Here is a 22,221-nt window from a genome sequence, read left to right on the forward strand (position 1 = left end):
AAAGAATATTTAGTTATGGTTTTCTAAGTTTTGAAAATGATTGTTATTGGCACTATTTTTTTAGATGTTCATTTATTAATTCCATAAAAGTTTGCCTGTAGATTTGTCCGATTGGCACCTTCTGATCACTAATTTCAATTTGATTTCCCTCTATTGCATTAATTTGGTTTAGTGCAATAATAAAGGATTTATGGACACGAGGAAATTGCTTTTTAGGGAGTAATTCCTCCATTCTTTTAATTGTCAGTTTACTTACAATACTCTTATCCTTGAGATGTATTTTAATGTAATCTCCTAATCCTTCTACATAAATAATATCATCAAAATTTAATTTGATTGTTTTTTTGTCTGCCTTGATAAATATAAACTCTTTCTGCTTGTTTGGATTTGGACTTGAAAAAATGTTGGTTTGTTCTGTTTTTGATTTTAATTTTTCTTCAATTTTAGAAACAGCTTTTAAAAACCTTGGAAAGGGAATGGGTTTGTGTAGGTAGTCAATTACATCTAGATCGAAAGCTTCTACAGCATATTCTCTATAAGCAGTAGTTATCACTACAGCAGGTGGATGTCTTAAATTTTCAAGGAAATTCAAGCCTGTCACTTTTGGCATATTGATATCCAGAAACATTGCATCGATATTTTGTTCGTTTAATACCTGCATGGCTTCCAGAGCATTTTTACAAGACTTTACAAGCTCCAGATGAGGAATATCAGAAATAAACTTCTCTAAAACTTTTCTTGCGTGTACCTCATCATCTACGACTATACATTTAATGTTCATATTCCTTGTTTAAAGTGATACAGACTAATGTTTGATATTGAGTCTCGTTTTCCGTTATAATAAAGCTGTGATTTTTAGGATATAATAAATTTAACCTCTTTTTTACATTTTGAATTCCCAGTCCACCAGGTTTTTCATTTTTAGGCTGATTAGGATCGATAGGGTTTACAATTTTCAGTTCTATTTTATCTGAATAAAAATGCAAATCTATATTGATTTCCGATTTTCCGGATTCACTATGAATTCCATGTTTGAAAGTATTTTCAATGAGCGGAATAAATAGGAGTGGAGGAAGCTTATAGTTCTGATCCTCTCCTGAAATATTAAGGTTGATATTGGCGGTGTCCTCAACACGCAGAGATTCTAGTTCGATATAATTGTTTATAAATTGCACCTCTTTTTCGAGTTTTACCTTTTCATCTTTACACTCATATAGCATGTAGCTGATTAATTGACTCAGCTTTAGAATCATCTCCGGAGTTTTTACAGAATCGTACAAACTCATAGAGTAGATATTGTTTAAGGTATTGAAAAGAAAGTGCGGATTAACTTGTTCCTTAAGTAAGTTCAATTCTGCCTCGAGTTGCTCCTGTGCTTTGGCTGTAAATTTGAGATTTTCATCTTTTAACGCGATCCACTCTTTTACAAAATGGAATAGAGTGGTGGATAAAGTAAAAATATTTAATTTAAAGAAACTAAACAGAATTAATCGCTCAGGATGCTCATAAGCCATCTTTTTGAAATGGACTTCAGGGAACAGATAGAATGTTATACTTAGAAATGAAATCATTACAATTTCACTGATTACAATTAATAAGATGTATTTTAAGTAATTTCCTTTATTCCAGTATTTGGGAATCAGAAATCTAAGGTTGAAGTAGACGAAAATTACAATTGAAAGTAATTGGAAACTTCCAAATATAATTTCATTTGGTACACGTGATGGTTCCATATCAACAAAGCGACCTAATTCCAAGAGAACAAATACGGTCCAGAAGGATAGGTGTTGTACCAATCGAATGGAGAAAAAACGGTATAATCTGTCCTTAATATTCATTTTTTATCAAATTTTAATCTAAGGAATAAATAAAAATCCTTGCCTGCATAAAATATCGACAAACTCTGTCTGTTCGTCGGCAAACCTACACAAAATTAAAGTTAACCAATAGAATCTGCACTTTGGTATTGATTAACGATGATTCTTTTTTGTTGATCGATAAAACTTAATAGACAAATAGTTAGTGCTTAATATTGTTTTGAACTTTTAAACGAAATCCATCATGTTAAAAAGAAAAAGTATCCTTTGGGGCATAGCAGTTATTATAGCCTGTGTTGCACTAAGTGTTTTATTTGCAGGGATGAAAAAAGCTCCTAAAGAAAAAGAAGCTGTAAAAAAAGAAATTGTTCTTCCTGTTCTGGAAGTTAGAAATAGTGAATTGGATCTTCATCTTTCAGTTGTAGGTAAGCTAGAAGCTTATTCAAAAATGGAAGTGTATGCCGAAGTAAGTGGAATATTGGAAAATTCCCCAAAAGCATTTTTAGAAGGAATTCGATTTCATCAAGGTGAAGCATTGTTATCTATAAGTAAGGATAAGTTCGAAGCGGAAGTGTTCTCGAATCGAAGCAGCTTTATGAATAAGATTGCGAATATCCTTCCTGATCTAAAGTATGATTACCCTGATAGTTATTCGGTCTGGGAAAAATATTTAAAAGATTTCGATGTTGAAAAGTTCATTGGTCCAATTCCTGAACCGCTCAACGAAAAAGAGAAATATTATCTGGCAGGAAAGAGTGTTTATACTGACTATTACAATTTGAAAAGTCAGGAAGAACAGTTGAGAAAATATACCATTAAAGCACCCTTTAATGGAGAGGTTATTGAATCGAATATCAAACCAGGAACTTTGGTCATGTCAGGTCAAAAGCTTGGAGAATATGTAAATACGAATGTATTTGATTTGGTTGTAGGTGTTGACTTGAATAACCTGCATGGTATAGAAGCAGGAAATGAAGTGAAGCTTTACTCGAATGCTACCAGCCAAAAATGGAATGGTAAGGTAAGACGTATTAGCAACAAAATTGATGACAAGACCCAAATGGTAAACGTGTACATATCGGTTTCAGGAAAAGGATTGAAAGAATCGATGTTTCTAAATGCTGATATTTCTTTGTCTCACAATGTGAATGGGATTGAAATTCCTAGAAAATTACTTGCCGATTCAGAACATGTATTCATTGTGAATGATAAAAAAGTTCACCTTCAGAAAATTAATGTCATCCAAAGAAAAGAGAATACAGTAATCATCGAAGGATTACCAAACGGAAGTTTATTGTCTTTAAAAACATCTGCTATCCACGAGGGATTAACAGTAGTTCCTGTTAAGAATATGCAATAATAATCACTAACGATTAAGCGAAATTAAGTATGAAATCATTGGTACAATACTTTATCAAATATCCCTTTGCTGGTAATTTGCTAGCAGGAGTATTTATCTTGCTAGGAATTTTTGGATTATTCTCCTTAAATTCTTCGGTAATGCCACAAATCGATCCTGGAATGTTAACCGTAACGGCATCTTATCCTGGAGCATCGCCAGAAGAAGTTGAAAAAGGAGTTACACTGAAAATTGAGGATAACATCAAAGGAATTAGTGGAATTGAAAAAATTACCTCTTCATCAAAAGAAAATTTCTGTACGGTAACAATTGACCTGGAAACTGGTTATGATGCGAATATTGCTTTACAGGATGTTAAAAATGCGGTGGATGGCATTAGCTCTTTTCCAGTTGGGGTGGAAAATATCAGTACAGAGAAGAGAGAGTTTACGGTTTTAGCCGCTTCTATGGCATTAAATGGAGATTTGGATTTACGTGATCTGAAAAAATATGCCAGGTTGATTGAAAATGATCTTCGTGCCATTAACGGAATTTCAAAAGTTGCTTTGTCAGGTTTTCCTAACGAAGAGATAGAAATCAGTGTAAACGAAGATGCATTAAAGGCATACAATATTAGTATAAACGAGATTTATTCGGCGGTTGGAAATGCTAATATTGAGCTGACAGGAGGAACCATTCGAGGCGAAGACGAGGAGTTGAGAATTCGAGTAAGAGAGAAGGAATATTATGCTGAAGGATTTAATGATATTGTATTGCGATCGCAAGCGGAAGGCGGAACGGTTTACTTGAGTGATGTTGCTAAAATTATAGATCGTTGGGCAGAAGATCCCAACCGAAGCTATGTGAATGGTCATTCGGCTATAAAAATATCTATAACTCAAACTTCCCGTGAAGATATTCTATACATTTCCGAAACCATCGATAAGTACATCAAGGATTTTAACAAATCTCATGAAACGGTGAGTTTGGAGTTATTGTACGATAATTCAGTATCTATAAAAGTAATGCAGGATATTTTGGCTAACAATGGAATCATTGGCTTTCTACTTGTTTTGTTGTTCTTGTCATTGTTTTTAAATCATCGTTTATCGTTTTGGGTGGCTTTGGGAATTCCTATCTCATTTATGGGAATGTTTATGGTTGCTGGAATGTATGGCTTAACACTAAATCGCCTATCCTTATTTGGGATGATTATTGTTATTGGTATCCTGGTTGATGATGGAATTGTAATTTGTGAAAACATATATCAGCATTACGAAAAAGGAAAATCTGCTTTGCAAGCTGGTATTGATGGAACAATGGAGGTATTACCAGCTGTTTTTTCGGCTGTACTGACTACAATTGTGGCTTTTGTTTCCTTCTTTTTTATCGATAGTGTAATAGGTGAGTTCTTTAGAGATTTAGCTTTTGTAGTAATTTTTGCACTGATATTTTCTTTAGTTGAAGCGTTCTTTATTCTACCTGCACATGCGGTTCATTCCAAGGCTTTGAAAAGGGATAAGAAAGAATCTAAAATTGAGAAAATATCAACTTCTGCCATAAGAAAGTTGCGCAAATATACTTTCGAACCATTGCTAAATTTTAGTCTTGAAAATAAGCTGGTAACCATAGGACTTACTATTGGTCTTTTCTTTGTTACCATTGGTGGACTGCTAGGTGGAATTATCAGAACCGGAGATAGTTCGGTAGATAATACTAACTATGCTACAGTGAAGCTGGATATGCCGGCAGGTACTCCTGAATCGGAAACCATGTATTACATATCGAAAATAGAAGATTTGGCCATTCAGTTAGGAGAGAAATGGAAAGAGAAAAGTGAAACGGGAGATCCAATAATAACTTATACGTCTATTGATATTAGTTCTTCCAACAATGCCGAATTGACCATTTACCTGTTAAGTACTGAACATAGGGATTTCCTATCTTCGGAGTTTAATGAAGAGCTGAAACAAATGGTTGGTGAGATACCCCAGGCGGAAAGATTGAATTTTGTACAGGAGAATCGTTTTGGAAAAGCAGTGAAAGTATCCTTACAGAGTAGTAACCTGGATGATTTGTATGCAGCAAAAAATGAATTTAAGGCAAGCTTAAATAAACTGGAAGGCCTAACCAATGTGATGGATAATGACCAGTTGGGAATGCGCGAAATAAAACTGACTTTAAAGGAGAGTGCTTATAAGCTGGGATTAAATTTAAGCGAAATTACAAGTCAGGTTCGTTCTGGATTTTACGGTAAAGAGGTTCAAAGATTACAGAGAGGAATTGATGAAATTCGCGTTTGGGTTCGTTATGCAAAAGAGGAAAGGTCTTCAATTGGAAATCTGGAAAATATGCGAATCAGAACCAGTAATGGAGGAGAATACTATCTTAAAGATATTGCCTATATCGAATTCGAGAGAAATCTGGTGCAAGTAAATCACCTGGGTGGACAGCGAGAAATAACCATAGAGGCTGATGCAGCCAGTACAAAGGTGAATATGACCGAAATCAATGATGAAATTGACGAGGTGATTCTTCCTGAATTGATGAAAAAATATCAGGGACTAAGAATTCGATATGGCGGTCATGCCGAAGAATTAGGTAAGGCAAAAGATTCCGGAATCATGATTGCGCCGGTAATCCTGATATTGTTGTTTTCCATCGTGATTTTCACTTTCAGATCATATACACAAACCATGTTGGTGTTTATTTTAATTCCATTTGGATTTATTGGCGTGGGATGGGGACACTGGTTGCATGGAGTAGCTTTAGATATGCCTTCTTATTTGGGAATGGTAGCACTTATGGGAGTTATGGTGAATGATTCTATTGTTCTGATTAGCACATTTAATGAAAAACTTAAATCAGGAGCAGAATTTATGTTGGCTCTAAAAGAGACTGCTTTGTCACGATTCAGACCAATTATACTTACTTCATTAACCACTATAGTTGGTATTGCTCCTTTGATAGCATCCAATCAACCAGAAGCAAAAATGGTAATTCCGATGGCAATATCGATGGCATATGGATTGATGGCCGCGACTTTTTTAAATCTGATTGTATTGCCAGTTCTATTAATTGTGGTGAATTCAAGTAAGCGTTATTTTAAATTGTTAACTAAAGGAGAGTTAGCATCTCGTGAAAGTGTTGAGCCAGCCAATAAAGTGCTAGTTGTGTAGTAGAATATCAAAAAAATAAAAAAGATGTATAAACAATTCATATTTATCGCATTAATAGTATTAAGCAGAGTTTCCCTGCTTAATGCTCAGGAAGCATTGACGCTTGAGTCTGCTATACAAATTGCTTTAAGTAATAATTACGATATAAAGGTGGCTAAAAATGGTTCTGAAATTGCCAAGAATAATGCTACAAAAGGGAATGCCGGCTTACTGCCTTCTTTAAATGCAAGTGGGGGAGTAAATTACTCGGAACACAATGAAGATGAGGTCTACTCATCGGGAGCTTTGAATTTCTCATATACCTTATTTAATGGTTTGGGAGCAAGACACACTTATCAAATTTTGAATCTGCGAAAGCAACAAGGGGAATTGACTGCACGCTTTAATATTGAGAATACAATTGCAAATGTAATTTCTGGTTTCTATCAGCTAAGTAAAGCCTATGATGAATTGGATGTGGCCTCTGAAAATTTACAGATATCCAAAGAGCGATTGCTACGAAACGAATCAAAATATGAATTTGGAAATATTAATAAACTGGAAGTTTTGAACGCAAAGGTAGATTTTAACCGTGATAGTAGTGTGTACTTGAAGTCACAGCAAAGCTATGAGGAAGCAATTAGAGAGATGAATGTTTTATTGGGGCGAAGTGCAGAAAGTAAAATGCAGTTGATAAAGGAAAAATCTAATTTTCAGGAATTTAATATGATGGAATTGAAGCGTAAGACCTTGGAAGAAAATGCGGAATATCTACTAAAAACAAGTGAATTGCGAGAAGATGAAATTGCCGTAAAGAAGGCAAAGTCAGGGCAATTACCATCACTAAGCTTAAAATCCTCATACTCTTATTATGAAAATGAAATAATGGGAACAAATTCGCATACTCAATTAACTGGAGGATTGACTTTGAGTTTCAATATTTTCGATGGAAAGAGGAAAAAAACGGAGATTGCGAATGCTAAAATTCAAAAGCAAATTACTGAATTTGAGTTACAGGATAAAAAATTGAATTTGGAAAAAGACCTGGTAAATGCCTATGCTGATTACCAATACAACCTTAAAGTTTTGGCTTTGGAAGAAGATGCATTGAATGCAGCAAGTTTAAATTTTGAACAGACCAAGGAATATTATCAATTGGGGCAAGTAACATCAACAAGCTTTCGAGAGGCACAGCTAAATTTAGTAGAAGCTAAAAATAATAAGGCAGCTGCGGGCTATAATGCAAAGCTGTCTGAATTAAATATTAAAATAGTAAGTGGCGTGTTGCTGGAGCAATAGAATAGGGTTTAATTCAGGAGAAATATATGGATCGAAAGCAAAGGAAAATCGTTATACTTCTTTTTACTCTTCTTATTTCCTCATCAGTACATGCACAAATGGAAAAAGAATTGGCAGGCGTCGATTTTGTAAGGCTTGGAAGTAATAATTCAGCCAATAGTGTAAGGTTTGATAGGTTTAGTATCAGGTTTGCCATGCCTTTAAGGTTGAAGAAAGAAGGAAGCTTGTTGATAAGTAAGTTTGAATATGCTCTAACAAATGTCGATTACCCGTTTGTTGATGCAAATTTAAACGAGTTAGAGCGTTTTCACACAATATCCTATTTGATAGGATATATGAGGAAATTAAAAAACAATTGGGCCCTGATGGCGATGGTCTCCCCGAAGATTTCATCGAATTTAACTTCTTCAGTTCAATGGAAAGATGTTCGATTAATGGGGATGTTAATGTTTATAAAAAAAATAAATCCCAATATGAACCTTCAAATTGGAGCCATGTATTCTGAGACGACAGGGATACCAGCACCTTTACCCATGTTTAGTTTCATGTGGAAATACAAGGAAAAATGGTCATTTAACCTGGGTTTCCCAAGATTTCAAATCAAATACAAAGTGGGAAAGAGTACAGAGATTGGAACCAATTTGACAATGGTAGGAGACAACTATACACTAAGCAAAACATTATACAATGAAGAAAAGAAAATGGATAATGTTCGAATCATGAATATGGGTGGAGGTTTGCAGGTAAATCAAAAGCTTTATAAGATGATAAATCTTAAGCTAAGTTCTGGATTTACCTTTAACAGACGATTTGAATTTCTGGATGATAGAGATAGAATTATGAAGTTTGATTTAGATAATGACTGGTACATGAAGCTTGGTGTTTCCATAGGTCTGTAATAATCAGTTTATAGAAATTACGAATCGGAAATGATGCTGCTATGATTTGTAAAATTAGAATTGGTGAGTCGAAGTTTTTGTAGTGGGGAACCTCGACTGGCCCGTCTTTCCTGGCTGGAAAGGCGGGTTTTTTATGCATTCTGTTTTAAACTGCTTTTAAATCCTAATCAAATGATTAATTTTACTCGACTATTAATCAAAATGACATAAATGCCACTAAATGCCAAAAATAGTCCCGAATATTTTATTTGGGAAACTCACGGAATACACGTTGGAACAGGAAATGATCATGTGAAGCATGGTGTAGATGAACTGGATAAGATTATTGAATTGGCCATTAAAAATGGACATCCCAACATTACATTTATTATTCATACACCTCGACTAACCAGGTATAGGTATGAGGCAGAAAAAAGATTGGATGTAAAATTCATTCGGGGAGATAAAGCATATTTCAACTATCCAAATCAAATTGAGGAGTTCAAAAGAAAGTATAGTGATAAGATCAACATTCGCTATGGAATTGAATTGGAATGGTTAGGACCCGATTTGGGAATGCAATGGAACAGATCTAAAATTTTTCAGGCGCAAGATGCTGATTTTGTGATTGGTTCTTTGCACTTTTCCCGAGAAGGGATACCCTACGACGGATCAAAGGAAGAGACCAATAAGCTTATAAAAATAAGAGGAGGAGTTGAGAATTATTGGTTAGGATATATTGAGGAGTTGATTGAGATGATTGATACAAGTTGGGAGATGATTCAAATTGTTGGTCACCTGGATTTGCCTAAGTTGTATGCGCCTATTCCAAAACCACTGTTGGAACTTGAAACTTCAGATCATATTCTTGCGAGAAGAATGCGCTTTCTTTTGGAGATGATTAGTGAATACAATCTGGCACTTGATGTGAATTTGGCTGGTATCAATAAAGGTTGTGGAATTTATCCTGATATGTACATTTTAAATAGAGCAAAACAACTGGATATTCCTATTTCTTTAGGTACAGATACTCATACTACACAAAATTTGGGTAATCACTATCAAACCGGAATTGAATATGCATATGATGCAGGGTACAAACATTACGTAAGTTTTTCCAAATCGATACCCGAGAAAAGACCTTTGAGAAATTCGGGATATAAAGAGGAGCAATATAAAGTAATGAATCTGGGAATTGAGATGTTAAACCTAAGATTCGAAGATCGTAAGCAAAGAAGAATTCCTAAATTCTCTTTTGGTGGAGAATACCGAACTTTTCTTGAACATCATAAGAATGCTACCTTATTAGGAGATTTTGAAGCTATTCGCATAAGAAAAGGTGATAAATCGATTACAATTAGCAATTCTTTACCTGAAAATACAAATCAAAAAATAAAAGGATTGTATTCCCACCATGAGGATAATCCAGGAGTGCTTTCGATGATTTTTAATGCATTGGCTTCTGAAGAAATTAATGTTGAAACGGCTTATTTAAATTCTAATAATGATGGAACCGCAACAGCATTTTTAACATTATCAGGAAAAGAGAAAGCTATTAATGAAGCAGTGGAATTTGTAAAAGGAACGGGAGGAGATAACTTTTTCGAAATTCATGTATGCGATAAGTTTGATATTCCAGAGCTTCAAAAAGGAAAGAATTACCTGTTGGAAGTGGATGGTGTTAATTTGCCAATTGCTATTAGTGAGCAGATGATATTATCGATTCATAACAATTCTTCCGGTATTTTATTGATTTTATTATCTGCATTGGCATCTAGAAATATAAATGTAAAAGATTTAAAATTAGGACAAAGAGGCAATAAAGGATATGCAATTTTGGGTATTGATGGAAATTCTCAATTGGTGTCTGATGTGCTAAAGAAATTAGGCCCTCAGTTTTTTGAAACTACACATTTGCAATTAACAAGCGAAGGAATTTAAGTATTATATTTTGGAAACGATAAGCGAAAAAAGAAATCAAGTTTTACAAGAAATTATAGAATTCTATAAAATACAACCAGGTGTAAGTTCTGAAATTCTTGAGAAGCTTGAGGAGTATTTACTTTTAATGAACTCAATAACTATCGAGGCCTTAAACGATTTGGAAGAATTGTCTTCTTATGAAGTTAATCTTACAGATACAATAGATGTTTTAAATACCTTTATTAATTCTATTATAGAGGAGAGTGAGAAAATATTTCCCAATGAAGATATCGAAATATTGCCTTTAAAATATACCGACGAGATGGCATTAAATGAATTACAAGTTCTGGAATACCTTAAAAACTTGAATCAAGCTGATTTGAATCGATTCAAATTAATGGATGCTTTACAAGAGTTGGATGAAAAGTTATACGAAGATGAGTTTCCAGATTTGATTATGGAGCTTGTTGAAAAACTAATATTGGCAATCAATTCAGAAAGGATTGTAAAAGTGGAAGATTTAATGTAATTGTTTGATATATTTAGAAATACCTTGTTTGTTCAGTAACTTAATGGTAAGAGGTTCGTTCACTTCAAGTTCTTTAATCATTTCAAATGATTGAGATTCAAGGAATTCTGTTACATCATCCATGCTTCTCCATTCCGATAGAACAATTAATTCATTTTTCTTACGTGGAGTTTGATAGATCTTGCAAGACAATTCTCCTCCAATTTTTCGATATTCCAAAAATCGGTCAAAGGACTCTCTCCAAGAGTTAATGTTTTTTGTTGGTTGTTTTAGTAGCAGATATACCATTACTTCATGACTATTTGTCTCAAAATTAGTTAAAATAATAAAGTGCCTAGTAATAAATTGATTATAGTCATAAAAAATAGGATGATCTTATCTTTTTTTAGTTTAAAGGTAAAATTTAATTAAACTTTTAAACTATCGATAGATTCTTGGTATTTAAATGAATAAGGCAACAGCTTAAATTTATCACAATTAATAATTTTCTTAACCTTCCATAAAATTCTGGCGTTCAAAACCATACATTTTACCGGCAATTTTATAGATATCTTTTCGTATTGGATGTAGTACAGCAAGCTTTAATCATTTCTCCAAAAATCGAATAACGATGCTTAGAAAATCATTCTCCCTAAAAAATCATTCTTCTAATTTGTATAATGGTTTGCCACTGTATTTAATTGGATTTTTTATAATTTCCTTAGTAACTTCATTAATAATGTAGGTATAAAAAAGAGGTGGAGCTTATAAATAATTCCATTTATATGTATTTTGAAACGCTTTATTCATTTAAAATGATCTAAAAATATCGTTGCTTTTAATTAAATTTATTTTGAATGATTAAATATATTAGGAATAGTAAGATTATGAAAGAAACTTGAATTATTTTGGTATTAAAGATATTAAAATCCTTTTAGAGTTTTTGGATTTTCCATAATAATTAAAGTGGTCAATATCTATTTATGTACTTACTGAAATTAGGAGGTTTTTTGAATAATTACCTTTATATTTGAATCGGTTTGTTGCATCTAGATTTAAGGATATGTAACAAATGAGTAAACAAATTCCGTTTTTATGTCATTACAAATTCGAGAAAATCTACAAAAATTATTTGTTCTAGGAATTAGCTATAGAAAAACGGCTCTGGATGTTAGGGGGATGTTTTCTTTATCTTCAGAAGATCAGGAAAACTTATTGAAGGAGGCAAAAGAGCATCAAATTGAAGGTATGGTAATCATATCTACTTGTAATCGTACCGAGATTTATGCACATTCTTCAGAGGTCGAAATCATCACAGATCTGTTTTTAAAATACTGCAAAGGAAATAGAAATGATTTAAATTATAACGGATACACTCTACATGGAAATGAATGTATTCGTCATTTATATAAAGTAACCGCGGGTTTGGATTCGCAAATTATTGGCGACTTTCAGATTGTTGGACAGGTTAAAAATGCCTATCAGCAATCAGAGCAAATGGGAATAGTTAATTCATTTTTGAATCGATTGTTTTCCTTTGTATTTCAGGCAAGCAAAAAGATAAAGAACGATACAGATATTAGCAAAGGTGCAGCTTCTGTGTCCCATGCTGCAGTTCAGTATATCAAGGATAAAGTTTCAACACTTGAAACTTGTAATTTCCTTCTTTATGGAACTGGTGATATTGGAAAAGATACTTGTGGCAACTTATTAAAACATATGAATAATCGTTCGCTTACGCTTGTAAACAGAACGATAGAAAAAGCCGAATCTTTGGCAAATAAGTACAATATTCAATTTCAGTCTATCGAAAAATTAAATCAGGAAGTTGATAAAGCTGAAGTTATTATTGTTGCTACTGGTGCAGCAAAACCAACCTTAACGCTTGATCATTTTAAAGGGGTAGAATCATGCAAATTGGTTCTGGATCTTTCAGTACCTCGTAATGTGGATACTGCCATTGATGACTTGGAAAATGTATTGGTGATTACAGTAGATGAATTATCAAAACATATTTCGGCTGCCATTGATCAACGTAAAGCTTGTATTCCTGAAGCAGAGAAAATCATTCAAGCCTCAATAGGAGAGTTTTATGGTTGGTTAGAGGTGAAATACCTTTCTCCAGTAATTGTGGCTTTGAAAGAGAACCTGCAAAGTGTGCAAAGAAAGGAGCTCGATTACCACAAAAATAAACTGTCGGAAGATGAGTTGAAAAAGGTAGAGCATATTACCAATAACATTGTGAACAAGATTGCCAGAGCATGTATCAATCACCTGAAAGATCATCACAAAAAGCAATCGAGCCCAATGGAAACACTAAATATGATTTTTAAAGATATGGATTCGTAAAGCCATTCGAGCTTTCGATAAAAAGCTGTATAAACAAGTTTTATATAGCTTTTTTATTTCCTAAAATAACTACGAAATACTATCCTAAATGTCAGCTAAGAAGAAAATAAGAGTTGCAACTCGCCCAAGTTTGCTTGCTTATACTCAAACAATGCAAACTGTTGAATTGTTGCAGAAAGCCAATCCTGATGTTGAATTTGAGGTAATTAAATTTAGCACGCAAGGTGATAGAGTTTTGAACCGATCGTTAACAGAATTTGGAAGCACAGGTTTGTTTGTAAAAGAATTGGAACATGCGCTTCTGGAAGGTGAGGCTGATATTGCCGTTCATAGTTTAAAGGATGTCCCAAGCTTTCATCCTGACGGATTAAAATTGGTTGCTTTTCCTGAGCGTGAAGATGTGCGCGATGTATTCTTAAGTCGCGACGGAAGTACAATTGATCAAATGCCTGAAGGTTTTGTTTTGGGAACGGGAAGTCCTCGAAGAAGAGTTCAATTGGCAGATTTGAGACCTGATACCAACTTTAAAGAGATCAGAGGGAATATCGATACCAGAATGCAAAAGTTAATGGATGGCGAGTATGATGCCATTATTCTTGCTGCTGCAGGTATGAATCGATTGGGGAAGGAATTTCAGGAGAAATTACTTTTAGATGTCGATCAGTGTATTCCAGCAATTGGTCAAGGAGCAATTGCCATTGAATGTAGAGACAATGATGAGGAAACCATTGCCGTTGTAGAAAAGGTAAATCATGAACCTACCAAGTATGCAATTTTAGCGGAACGTGCTTTTATGGCAGAAATTGAAGGAGGTTGCAAATTTCCATTGGCAGCACATGCTGTGGTGAGCGAGGATCATTTGACAATGATTGCGATTGTTGGCGATTTAAAGACCAATCAGTTCATTGTTGAGCAAATAGAAGTTGCAGTAGAAGATTCTGTTGAGAAGTCGACAAAATTGGCGCAACAAATGAAAGATACTTGTAAGGCAAAAGGAATAAATTTTTATCTTTAGGAGTCTTACAGTTAAACAGAAAATAATTTCAATATATAAAAATTACAAAATACACACACTATGAGTTTACGTCCACTTTTTCCTGATACACGAATGAGAAGATTGCGTTACAGCAAAGTTGTTCGTGATATGGTTGCAGAAACGTCACTTTCTGCTGATGATTTAATCATGCCACTTTTCGTTTGTCCGGGAGAGAAGGTTAAGAATCCGATAAAAAGTATGCCAGGTAACGACCAGTTGTCAGTTGATTTATTGGTTGAAAAGTGTGGCGAATTATTGGAATCAGGTGTTAAATCTGTATTGTTGTTCGGTATTCCGGAAACGAAAGATGCTGATGGAACGGTTGCCACCCACGATCATGGAATTGTACAGCAGGCTACTCGAGCAATCAAGGCAAAGTATCCTGAAATGTATATTATTGCTGATATCTGTAATTGTGAATATACAACACATGGTCACTGTGGAACCATTGTAGATGGTGATGTAGATAACGATCAAACTTTGGTTACGCTTGCTGCACAAGCTGTATCATTGGCCGAGGCAGGTGTTGATATGGTAGCACCAAGTGATATGATGGATGGTCGTATAGGATATATGAGAAAAGCTTTGGATGAGAATTGTTTCGAGAAAATTCCTATCATGGCTTATTCGGCTAAATATGCCTCTGGATTTTACGGTCCGTTTAGAGATGCTGCTGAAAGCGCACCACAATTTGGCGATCGTTCAACTTACCAAATGGATCCTAGAAATAGTGATGAAGCAATACGTGAAGTGGAAATGGACATTGCTGAGGGAGCTGATATAGTAATGGTAAAACCAGCCTTAAGTTATTTGGACGTGATTTATCGCACAAAGCATGAATTTAATGTGCCAGTTGCAGCTTATAACGTAAGTGGAGAGTTTTCGATGGTAAAAGCAGCAGAAGCTAACGATTGGATTGATGGAAAACGTGTAATGATGGAAATCATGATGTCAATTAAAAGAGCTGGAGCTGATATTATTATTACTTACCACGCTCAGGATGTAGCAAACATCTTAAACGGGAAAGCATAAGTTACCACAAGCTAGTTATGAATCACTAACGACTAATTTCACATGAGCCTATTTTTAGATACAATTAACGGAGTTAAAAGAGAAAGACCACCGATGTGGTTTATGCGTCAAGCGGGTAGAGTATTGCCATCGTACATGAAACTTAGAGAAACCTATGGTTTTAAAGAGATGATGGAAACTCCGAATTTGGCTGCTGATGTTACCATGTTGCCAATTCACGATTTAGGAGTTGATGCTGCAATTCTATTCTCTGACATTCTTGTGATTCCTGAAGCTTTGGGAATGGAGTTAAGTTTTGAAGGGAAAGGCCCGAGTTTTGCAACCGCTTTGAAAGATGTTGCGGATCCTTTGTCATTCTTAACCGAAAAGCCTGAGAAATTGGATCATATTTATGCTGCTATCGATAGAATTCTTGAGATTAAGCCTAAGGATATTCCATTGATTGGTTTTTGCGGAGGTCCTTTAACTACGCTTTGTTACATGTATCAGGGTTTTAGTAGAAATCAAAATTTTCCGGATTTTGTTCCGGCGATTTATCGCGATAAGGAATTGATGAAGAAAGTGGTGGCCAAGATCACCGAAATGAGTATTCATTATGCACTAAAGCAGGTTGAGCATGGTGTTCAGGCATTTCAGTTGTTCGAAACTCACGCAGGTTTAATTCCTGTTGAATTGTATAAGGAAGTATTCTTGCCATCGGTGAAAGCTATTTTGGGTGCAGTTCGTGAAGCCGGAGTAAAAACCATTTACCTGCCTAAAGGATTAGGAACAGGTATCAATATGGTAAACTACGACTTGTGTGATTGTGTTAGCGTTGATTGGCAAATGCCATTGCACGAAGTGAGAAGTATTGTAGGTGAGGAGATGATTCTACAAGGGAACTTCGATCCGAGAATCCTGGAATCGACTCCAGAAGCAATCGATCGTGAATTCGAATACTTTTTGAACTATGGTAGAAAAGATCACAAATGGATTTTCAACCTGGGACATGGTTTATTGCCATCAATTCCTGTTGAGAATGTGGAATATCTCGTGAAGAAAGTAAAAGAATCTGACTGGGGCAGATAAGCAGATGAAATAAATTGAATAGAGGTGGGATTTATATCCCACCTTTCTTTTTCCTATTCTATTGATTTGGCAGTGTAAAATAGAAATTAGTACCTCTGCCAACTTCTGATTTTAACCAAATTTCACCACCTAGCAACTCAACAAAAGCTTTAGAAATGGAAAGCCCTAGACCAACTCCTCCATACAAATCACTTATTGTTTCGTTGGTTTGCGTAAATCGATTAAAGATTTCATTCTGCATATTTTCAGGTATGCCAATGCCACTATCTTTTACGTAGAATTCGCAAACATCATTTTTAAGCTCAACTCCAAATTCGATAGAACCATTATCGGTGAACTTGAATGCATTGTTTAGCAAGTTTGTGATAATTTGGTTCACCTTTGTTTTATCTGTTTTGATTTTACGTCCTCTAAGACTTTCTGGAATTTTCTTAATCAATTCAATTCCTTTTCCATCATATTTTTGGCGGTAAATGTCTTCAAGATCTTGTAATAAAGAATCCAGACAAGTATCTTCTATATTTACCTTTTGCTGATCTGTTTCAATGGCCGAAATAGTTAATATATCAGATATAATAGATAGCAATTGATCCGAATTTTTTTGAATAATTGAAGCAAAATAATCTCTTTTCTCATTAGTTAAATCGGGCATAGTTAATAGCTCTGAAAACCCTACGACTGCATTTAGGGGAGTTCTTATTTCATGAGAGATATTTTGCAGAAAGGCTGATTTTAAGCGACTGCCTTCTTCTGCTTTTTCTTTGGCTATTTGTAGTGCTTTGTTTTGTTTTTTTAGTTTATCCTGTTGTTCTTTAATGGTCTGAATCATTTCTGAGGATTGAAACTCAAATGAAGTAACCAAGGCCAAATCTAATTCAATTACTTGCTTAAACTGTAAAAGAATTTTTTCATGAAGCACAGAAAAATGATTCTCCTTATTGTCCAGAATGCAAATTGTACCAAAAGGTGATTTATTCGGATAGAATATTGGATAGCCAAGGTAGGCAACCATTCCCAATTCAATGTCTGGATTTCGATCCCAATCCTTATCTGTTAATGCATTTGCTACTAATAATTTTTCTTTCGATTTGATTACCGTTTCGCAATACAATCCATGCCAATCTTCTTTATCGCCAACATGATATGGATTGTTATCGGAGTTACTGGTAATAAACACTTCCATTTGTTGATTTGCTGCCCTCATGATTAAAGCAGCCGGTATTGTGAGAGTCTCTGCCAGCAAATCGGCAATTCCTTGCCATTTGTCCAACATCCATTGTGGCATTTGTTCTGGTATTTTCATCATTCTTTTTTTCGTGCCCAATAAATTTAAGGAAATAATTTGTTTAGTGATAGTATGATTTAATGAAATATTTGCCTGATTTCTAATTTGTATTGATCAAATATCTATTGGTAAATTACCGTAAATGCTATGTGTTAGAGCTAGAACGTTACCTTCTTTATTGATTTTGCCAATAACAGCATGTAGTTGTTTCTGATCCGATCCAACATTAATACAAATCGTATTACCTATTTTTTCATACCACTTTCCTGTAAGATATGGAGATTCGTGCACATGGCCGTGTAGGCTTAAGTTAGGCTTTAGCTCCAGTATTTTGTTTCGAATTGCCCTGCTGCCAATATGTTTGTTTGCATTACACAAATCAAGGTACTCGCACATTGGAGGTGTATGGGTAATCAAAATTCTACATTGCGGATGAATGTGCTGCAAGTCTTCCTCAATACTCGGCTTTTTGTTAAAATACTCTGGTTGTATATAAGTTTTATCTCCTGTTTTATCGGTAACATATGAATCGGTAATAGGAGTATGTTTATCGGTTTTCATATCTCTTAATTCGAAATCCTTTCTATGTAATGGGCCAGGCGGAACAAAAGGATATCCAGCAAGTATCATGTTGTTTTCTACCGGCATTCCATTGGACTGAATCTCGCGAATGCCATATTCATTGGGCAGTTTATTGATAAGGTGAATGGCTCCCGGCCAATCGATATTGCCGGGAATGAAAAGGGTTTTAATGCATATCTCTTTTAGAAAATCTTTTAGGTATGAGTCAATAAAATTGATCTGATCCTGTAGTTCTTGCGTATGCGCAAACAGATCCCCACCAAGAAACAGGTAGTCGATATCCCCACTGTTATCAATTAACATTTTAAGTTCTCGATAAAGTGAAGTGTTTCCATGTAGATCAGATGTAAAAATAAACTTCATGATTTTTGGCTTTACAATTTAAAGGTATTGTATTTTGATCTTGAAGTCAATACACACACGGAGTGAGCTTTTCCATACATTAGGCAGATGCATGCACACTGTAACGGATGTTTTCCATACCACACGGCATTATCCCACAACCAAATCATGAAAAGGGGTTGTTTGATGAAACCGCATTATTGATGAAAAAAAACATCGAAATTAATTGATCGTTACAATTTAAACATCGAACAAATCGAATATTATTTCTTAGTTAAAATACTTTATGATACAAAGAAAATATCCGATTATTCAAATTTGTTGAAATAATTATTATCTGTCTTAAATGTATTGATTTTAGACTGTTGGATGCTTTAGAAAAGTAAAAATATACAATTATATATCTCCTGTTTAATTTGGTCAACTTTGTATAATGGTATAAATTTATATTTAAAAGCAATTAAAAACAATAAGTAATGAAAAGGAATCTTATTTTATTAGCTATTATGGTATTGTGTATACCTGCGTTTGTAGGCTGTGACAGTGATGATCCTGTTGCAAAAACTTGTGAATTAAGTGCGGGGGACCGACCTACCGTAGAAATAGATATAACTTTTACTGCCACTAGTACTGGCGATGGCGAGATAACACAGCTTACATATATAGTAGCTGGAGAAGAAACTGTTGTGAGTAATCCGAATTTGCCTTGGGAAATTGATGTCCTTATACCCGCTGAAACTGATTTTTCAATTTCAGCTAATGGTTCTACTACAAATGGTAGTATAACAGTTGCATATTCTGGAACTGCCATATCATATGAAATTTCAGGATCGGATAGTTGTTCCCATGAAAACGATTAGTTTGAGTGTTTAAATATAGAGTTCCTGTATACTGATTGAAGATGCTAAAGTTCTGTACAATAAGTTTGGTCAATTAAGTGAGTTTTATGGATACAAACAATGCCCTTATGAATACTGAAATGCTTGCCCATGAAGATATTCATGCGAGAAATATGATGTTTGAAAGTTATATTTTATGGTTTTCTCAGCTTGTTGATGTATCCATGCAGCTCTATTTTAAGCAGGATTGCCATTTTGAATCAATTGAGGATGTAAAACTTCCTAATGAGCCTGCATTTACTGATATAATTGAAAACGAATTGTCATTTACTAAGTTTGGTGACTTTAATGGAAGTACACATGGAGGCTTTTCACATACTTGTGGGAATTGCTTAAAAGAGATATGGGGTTAGATAAAAATAAATTTTTAATCTTCCTTTGGGAATTGAGGTGTTTTGCATGCTTTAAAATTAAAAGGCTAGTATGTAATTGTCTTGTAAGTTGATTGCGCCCGTAAACTGTTTACTCTTTGAATATCCATAGAAAGGTCCAATTCTGTATTTGTGATACTCATCTTGCTGTTGATAGCTCAACCAAATAAAATGATCTTTGAATGATTCCAAAAAATCTTGATTGTAGGCTCCCAACTGAACGGTGTATTTGTAAGGGTAACTATGCGACTGAAGCTTGTTTTTTGTTCTTTTGGTTGTTTCGCTAACAATAATGGTAGCAGGCAAGTTCATTTTGCTCATCACCTCACAAAACTTCAATGCATTTTGTTTCGACTTAAATTGTGCCAAAGCATGCTTGCTTTCGTTTAAAAAAAATACAGTGAAATAGATGGATGGCTTAGCAACTTTTGTATCCGTTGTTTCTGTTTGAACCATTGTGTCAGTTTGGATGGTATCCTTTTTATTCAATGATAACTGTTTTGATTCTTCATTTTGAAATCGAATATTGTAATACAATATCGAGAAACCGATAAGTGTGGTAATTAGAGCAATTCGATAAAAGCTAATGATTCTACTCTTGGTTCTAAGATGTTTTGTTAATCTTTTAAACTCTTTATCTATTGCATCTTTTCGGAGAATTTCCTTTTCTTCTTCAGTAATGAAATCTTTATCATTTAACTTCATTTGCTTGTAGCTTATTGGTTCTAAAGATAAAATTGCAAGTTAAATGTTTTTATTGATAAATGAAATTCCAAAAGGTAATTTTTAAGTTAATTTTAAAATCGATTTAAGGGGGAGGTTATGCTTTATCTTAATACTCTTAATAGTTTCCTTGCCCTGGCACAAAATCCTGCTGTTCCATGTTCCATTTGTTCTTCCAGAATAAGAGCAAGTTCATTTTTAATATCGGGCTCTATGATAGAGAAGTTGTAAAGAATTTGCATGGCATGCACCTTAATTGCAACTGCTGTTGTAGCATTAATCAGTAAATCGAAACATCGGTTGATAAATTCCCCTGATACATCTTTTGGAATCGGTTCGCAACTAATTAATTTTAGATATTGCCTTTGTTTGCTTTCATTTTCCAATGTTGGAATTAAAGCTATCATTTTGGGAATGTATGGACGAACCAAGTTGGGATCAATATCATAAACCTTATCCATTAACCAGCTGGCACGCCAGGAATGCTTCTCATTGCTGATACACCATTCCCACAATTGTTGAACATGCTTAGGGTCCTCTGCAATGCTTCGTGCCACCAACTCAGCTTCCTTTTTTATGGGAAAAGGATCTAAGAGTTTCTGTAAATCCATATTCATTCTTAAAATGGCAATTTGTCCAGTTGAACATTGCCACCCGAAATGATGATACCGATCTTCTGATTTTGATACTTTTCTTTCTCTTTGAAGAGCGCAGCAAGAGCGACGGCACTTGAGGGTTCTACAACAATCTTCATTCGCTCCCAAATCAATCGCATAGCCGAAACAATTTCATCTTCTTCTACTCTGATAATGTCTTCAACATGTTCTTTGATGATAGGAAAAGTTTTGTCGCCAAGAGATGTTAACAAACCATCGGCAATCGTATTGGGATTGGTTTGAGGAACAATTTCTCCTTTTTGAAATGATTGCCAGGCATCATCGGCACCCATAGGCTCACCGGCAATTATTTTTGTACTTGGAGAGAAATGATGTGCAGCCAAAGCAGTTCCTGCCAATAAACCACCACCTCCAACAGGAGCAAAAATGCAATCCAAATCGGCATGCTCTTCAATTAACTCCATGGCAGCAGTTCCTTGCCCTTGAATTACATGATAATCATTGTAAGGATGAAGAAAAATAGCTCCGGTTTTGTTTACCACCTCGTTTAGTGTGCTTTCGCGAGCCTCTAAGTTTGGTTCACATTCAATAACTTCACCACCATAACCTTTTACTGCAGCTTTTTTTATTTCCGGCGCGCTCGATGGCATTACAATGTAAGCCTTAATGCCCTGTAGTTTTGCAGCCAGTGCCAAAGCTTGTGCAAAATTTCCCGACGAGTGAGTTGCTACACCAAACTCTTTCTCGGTTTTGGATAGTTGGAGAATGGCATTGCTGGCACCACGCATTTTAAATGCGCCCATTTTCTGAAAGTTTTCACACTTAAAGAACAGTTCAGCTCCTACCATTTCGTTTATTAGTTGTGAGCTTAGGATAGGGGTTCGGTGGATGTAATCTTTTATTCTCTTGTGAGTTTCGAGTAAGTTCTGTTTGGTGATCATCATTTTGCTGAGGTATTTGCTTAGTTAAGATTCTTTTTTGGGTTCCGAGTTTAA

General features: G+C 34.8%; 20 protein-coding genes. 12 read left to right on the top strand and 8 right to left on the bottom strand.

Going from position 1 to position 22,221, the window contains the following annotated elements; translation table 11 throughout:
• Positions 1-52 precede the first annotated feature (52 nt).
• Positions 53-781 carry a LytR/AlgR family response regulator transcription factor gene (locus NQ163_RS07100; RefSeq protein WP_268189602.1) on the bottom strand — a complete coding sequence of 243 codons (729 nt, stop codon included), beginning with the start codon at positions 779-781 and terminating at the stop codon, positions 53-55.
• Positions 771-1,838, bottom strand: coding sequence for a sensor histidine kinase (locus NQ163_RS07105; protein ID WP_120241119.1), 1,068 nt, complete (start codon positions 1,836-1,838; stop codon positions 771-773). The genes NQ163_RS07100 and NQ163_RS07105 overlap by 11 nt, the downstream gene beginning before the upstream one ends.
• Positions 1,839-2,061: 223 nt before the next feature.
• On the opposite strand from NQ163_RS07105, the gene NQ163_RS07110 reads away from it, so the two are divergent.
• From NQ163_RS07110 to NQ163_RS07135, 6 genes are all read left to right on the top strand, one after another.
• The gene (locus tag NQ163_RS07110; RefSeq protein WP_268189603.1) at positions 2,062-3,177 is read left to right on the top strand and encodes an efflux RND transporter periplasmic adaptor subunit; all 1,116 of its coding nucleotides are present in this window, start codon (positions 2,062-2,064) and stop codon (positions 3,175-3,177) included.
• Between the two features lie 29 nt (positions 3,178-3,206).
• The gene (locus NQ163_RS07115; protein ID WP_268189604.1) at positions 3,207-6,335 is read left to right on the top strand and encodes an efflux RND transporter permease subunit; all 3,129 of its coding nucleotides are present in this window, start codon (positions 3,207-3,209) and stop codon (positions 6,333-6,335) included.
• 24 nt (positions 6,336-6,359) lie between these two features.
• Positions 6,360-7,613, top strand: a complete 1,254-nt coding sequence (locus NQ163_RS07120) for a TolC family protein (RefSeq protein WP_268189605.1) — start codon at positions 6,360-6,362, stop codon at positions 7,611-7,613.
• Between the two features lie 26 nt (positions 7,614-7,639).
• Positions 7,640-8,512 carry a DUF6268 family outer membrane beta-barrel protein gene (locus tag NQ163_RS07125; protein ID WP_268189606.1) on the top strand — a complete coding sequence of 291 codons (873 nt, stop codon included), beginning with the start codon at positions 7,640-7,642 and terminating at the stop codon, positions 8,510-8,512.
• A 210-nt stretch (positions 8,513-8,722) separates the two neighbouring features.
• Positions 8,723-10,432 carry a histidinol-phosphatase HisJ family protein gene (locus tag NQ163_RS07130; protein ID WP_268189607.1) on the top strand — a complete coding sequence of 570 codons (1,710 nt, stop codon included), beginning with the start codon at positions 8,723-8,725 and terminating at the stop codon, positions 10,430-10,432.
• Between the two features lie 10 nt (positions 10,433-10,442).
• Positions 10,443-10,943 (top strand): hypothetical protein, encoded by a 501-nt coding sequence (locus NQ163_RS07135; RefSeq protein WP_268189608.1) that lies wholly within the window; start codon positions 10,443-10,445, stop codon positions 10,941-10,943.
• Here NQ163_RS07135 and NQ163_RS07140 read toward each other — a convergent pair.
• Positions 10,935-11,231: an antibiotic biosynthesis monooxygenase gene (locus tag NQ163_RS07140; RefSeq protein ID WP_120241126.1), complete on the bottom strand. Its 297-nt coding sequence runs from the start codon at positions 11,229-11,231 to the stop codon at positions 10,935-10,937. The genes NQ163_RS07135 and NQ163_RS07140 overlap by 9 nt on opposite strands.
• A 786-nt stretch (positions 11,232-12,017) precedes the next feature.
• Between NQ163_RS07140 and hemA the strand changes: the two genes are divergently transcribed.
• The 4 genes from hemA (at position 12,018) to hemE (ending at position 16,407) form a co-directional block, all read left to right on the top strand.
• Positions 12,018-13,271: a glutamyl-tRNA reductase gene (gene hemA / locus NQ163_RS07145; RefSeq protein ID WP_268189610.1), complete on the top strand. Its 1,254-nt coding sequence runs from the start codon at positions 12,018-12,020 to the stop codon at positions 13,269-13,271.
• Positions 13,272-13,359: 88 nt separating this feature from the next.
• Positions 13,360-14,286 (top strand): hydroxymethylbilane synthase, encoded by a 927-nt coding sequence (hemC, locus tag NQ163_RS07150; RefSeq protein ID WP_268189611.1) that lies wholly within the window; start codon positions 13,360-13,362, stop codon positions 14,284-14,286.
• Positions 14,287-14,346: 60 nt separating this feature from the next.
• Positions 14,347-15,339 (top strand): porphobilinogen synthase, encoded by a 993-nt coding sequence (gene hemB / locus NQ163_RS07155; RefSeq protein ID WP_268189612.1) that lies wholly within the window; start codon positions 14,347-14,349, stop codon positions 15,337-15,339.
• A 42-nt stretch (positions 15,340-15,381) separates the two neighbouring features.
• On the top strand, positions 15,382-16,407 hold the full coding sequence (gene hemE / locus NQ163_RS07160; protein WP_268189613.1) for a uroporphyrinogen decarboxylase: 1,026 nt from the start codon (positions 15,382-15,384) through the stop codon (positions 16,405-16,407).
• Positions 16,408-16,465: 58 nt separating this feature from the next.
• Here the strand turns inward: hemE and NQ163_RS07165 are convergent, their stop codons facing one another.
• Both NQ163_RS07165 and NQ163_RS07170 read right to left on the bottom strand, forming a co-directional pair.
• Positions 16,466-17,710, bottom strand: coding sequence for a GAF domain-containing sensor histidine kinase (locus NQ163_RS07165; protein WP_268189614.1), 1,245 nt, complete (start codon positions 17,708-17,710; stop codon positions 16,466-16,468).
• A gap of 96 nt (positions 17,711-17,806) precedes the next feature.
• Positions 17,807-18,637 (bottom strand): metallophosphoesterase family protein, encoded by an 831-nt coding sequence (locus tag NQ163_RS07170; RefSeq protein ID WP_268189615.1) that lies wholly within the window; start codon positions 18,635-18,637, stop codon positions 17,807-17,809.
• Between the two features lie 455 nt (positions 18,638-19,092).
• On the opposite strand from NQ163_RS07170, the gene NQ163_RS07175 reads away from it, so the two are divergent.
• Both NQ163_RS07175 and NQ163_RS07180 read left to right on the top strand, forming a co-directional pair.
• Positions 19,093-19,476, top strand: coding sequence for a hypothetical protein (locus NQ163_RS07175; protein WP_120241133.1), 384 nt, complete (start codon positions 19,093-19,095; stop codon positions 19,474-19,476).
• Between the two features lie 86 nt (positions 19,477-19,562).
• Positions 19,563-19,868, top strand: coding sequence for a hypothetical protein (locus NQ163_RS07180; protein ID WP_268189616.1), 306 nt, complete (start codon positions 19,563-19,565; stop codon positions 19,866-19,868).
• Between the two features lie 57 nt (positions 19,869-19,925).
• Here NQ163_RS07180 and NQ163_RS07185 read toward each other — a convergent pair whose 3' ends face one another.
• The 3 genes from NQ163_RS07185 to NQ163_RS07195 form a co-directional block, all read right to left on the bottom strand.
• Positions 19,926-20,591, bottom strand: coding sequence for a hypothetical protein (locus NQ163_RS07185; protein WP_268189617.1), 666 nt, complete (start codon positions 20,589-20,591; stop codon positions 19,926-19,928).
• 122 nt (positions 20,592-20,713) lie between these two features.
• Entirely contained in the window at positions 20,714-21,226 is a 513-nt protein-coding gene (locus NQ163_RS07190; RefSeq protein ID WP_268189618.1) for a hypothetical protein, read from the bottom strand.
• A 2-nt stretch (positions 21,227-21,228) separates the two neighbouring features.
• On the bottom strand, positions 21,229-22,170 hold the full coding sequence (locus tag NQ163_RS07195; protein WP_268189619.1) for a pyridoxal-phosphate dependent enzyme: 942 nt from the start codon (positions 22,168-22,170) through the stop codon (positions 21,229-21,231).
• Positions 22,171-22,221: the final 51 nt, after the last annotated feature.

This window comes from Marinifilum sp. D737, from assembly GCF_026672275.1.
Classification (GTDB): Bacteria; Bacteroidota; Bacteroidia; order Bacteroidales; family Marinifilaceae; genus Marinifilum.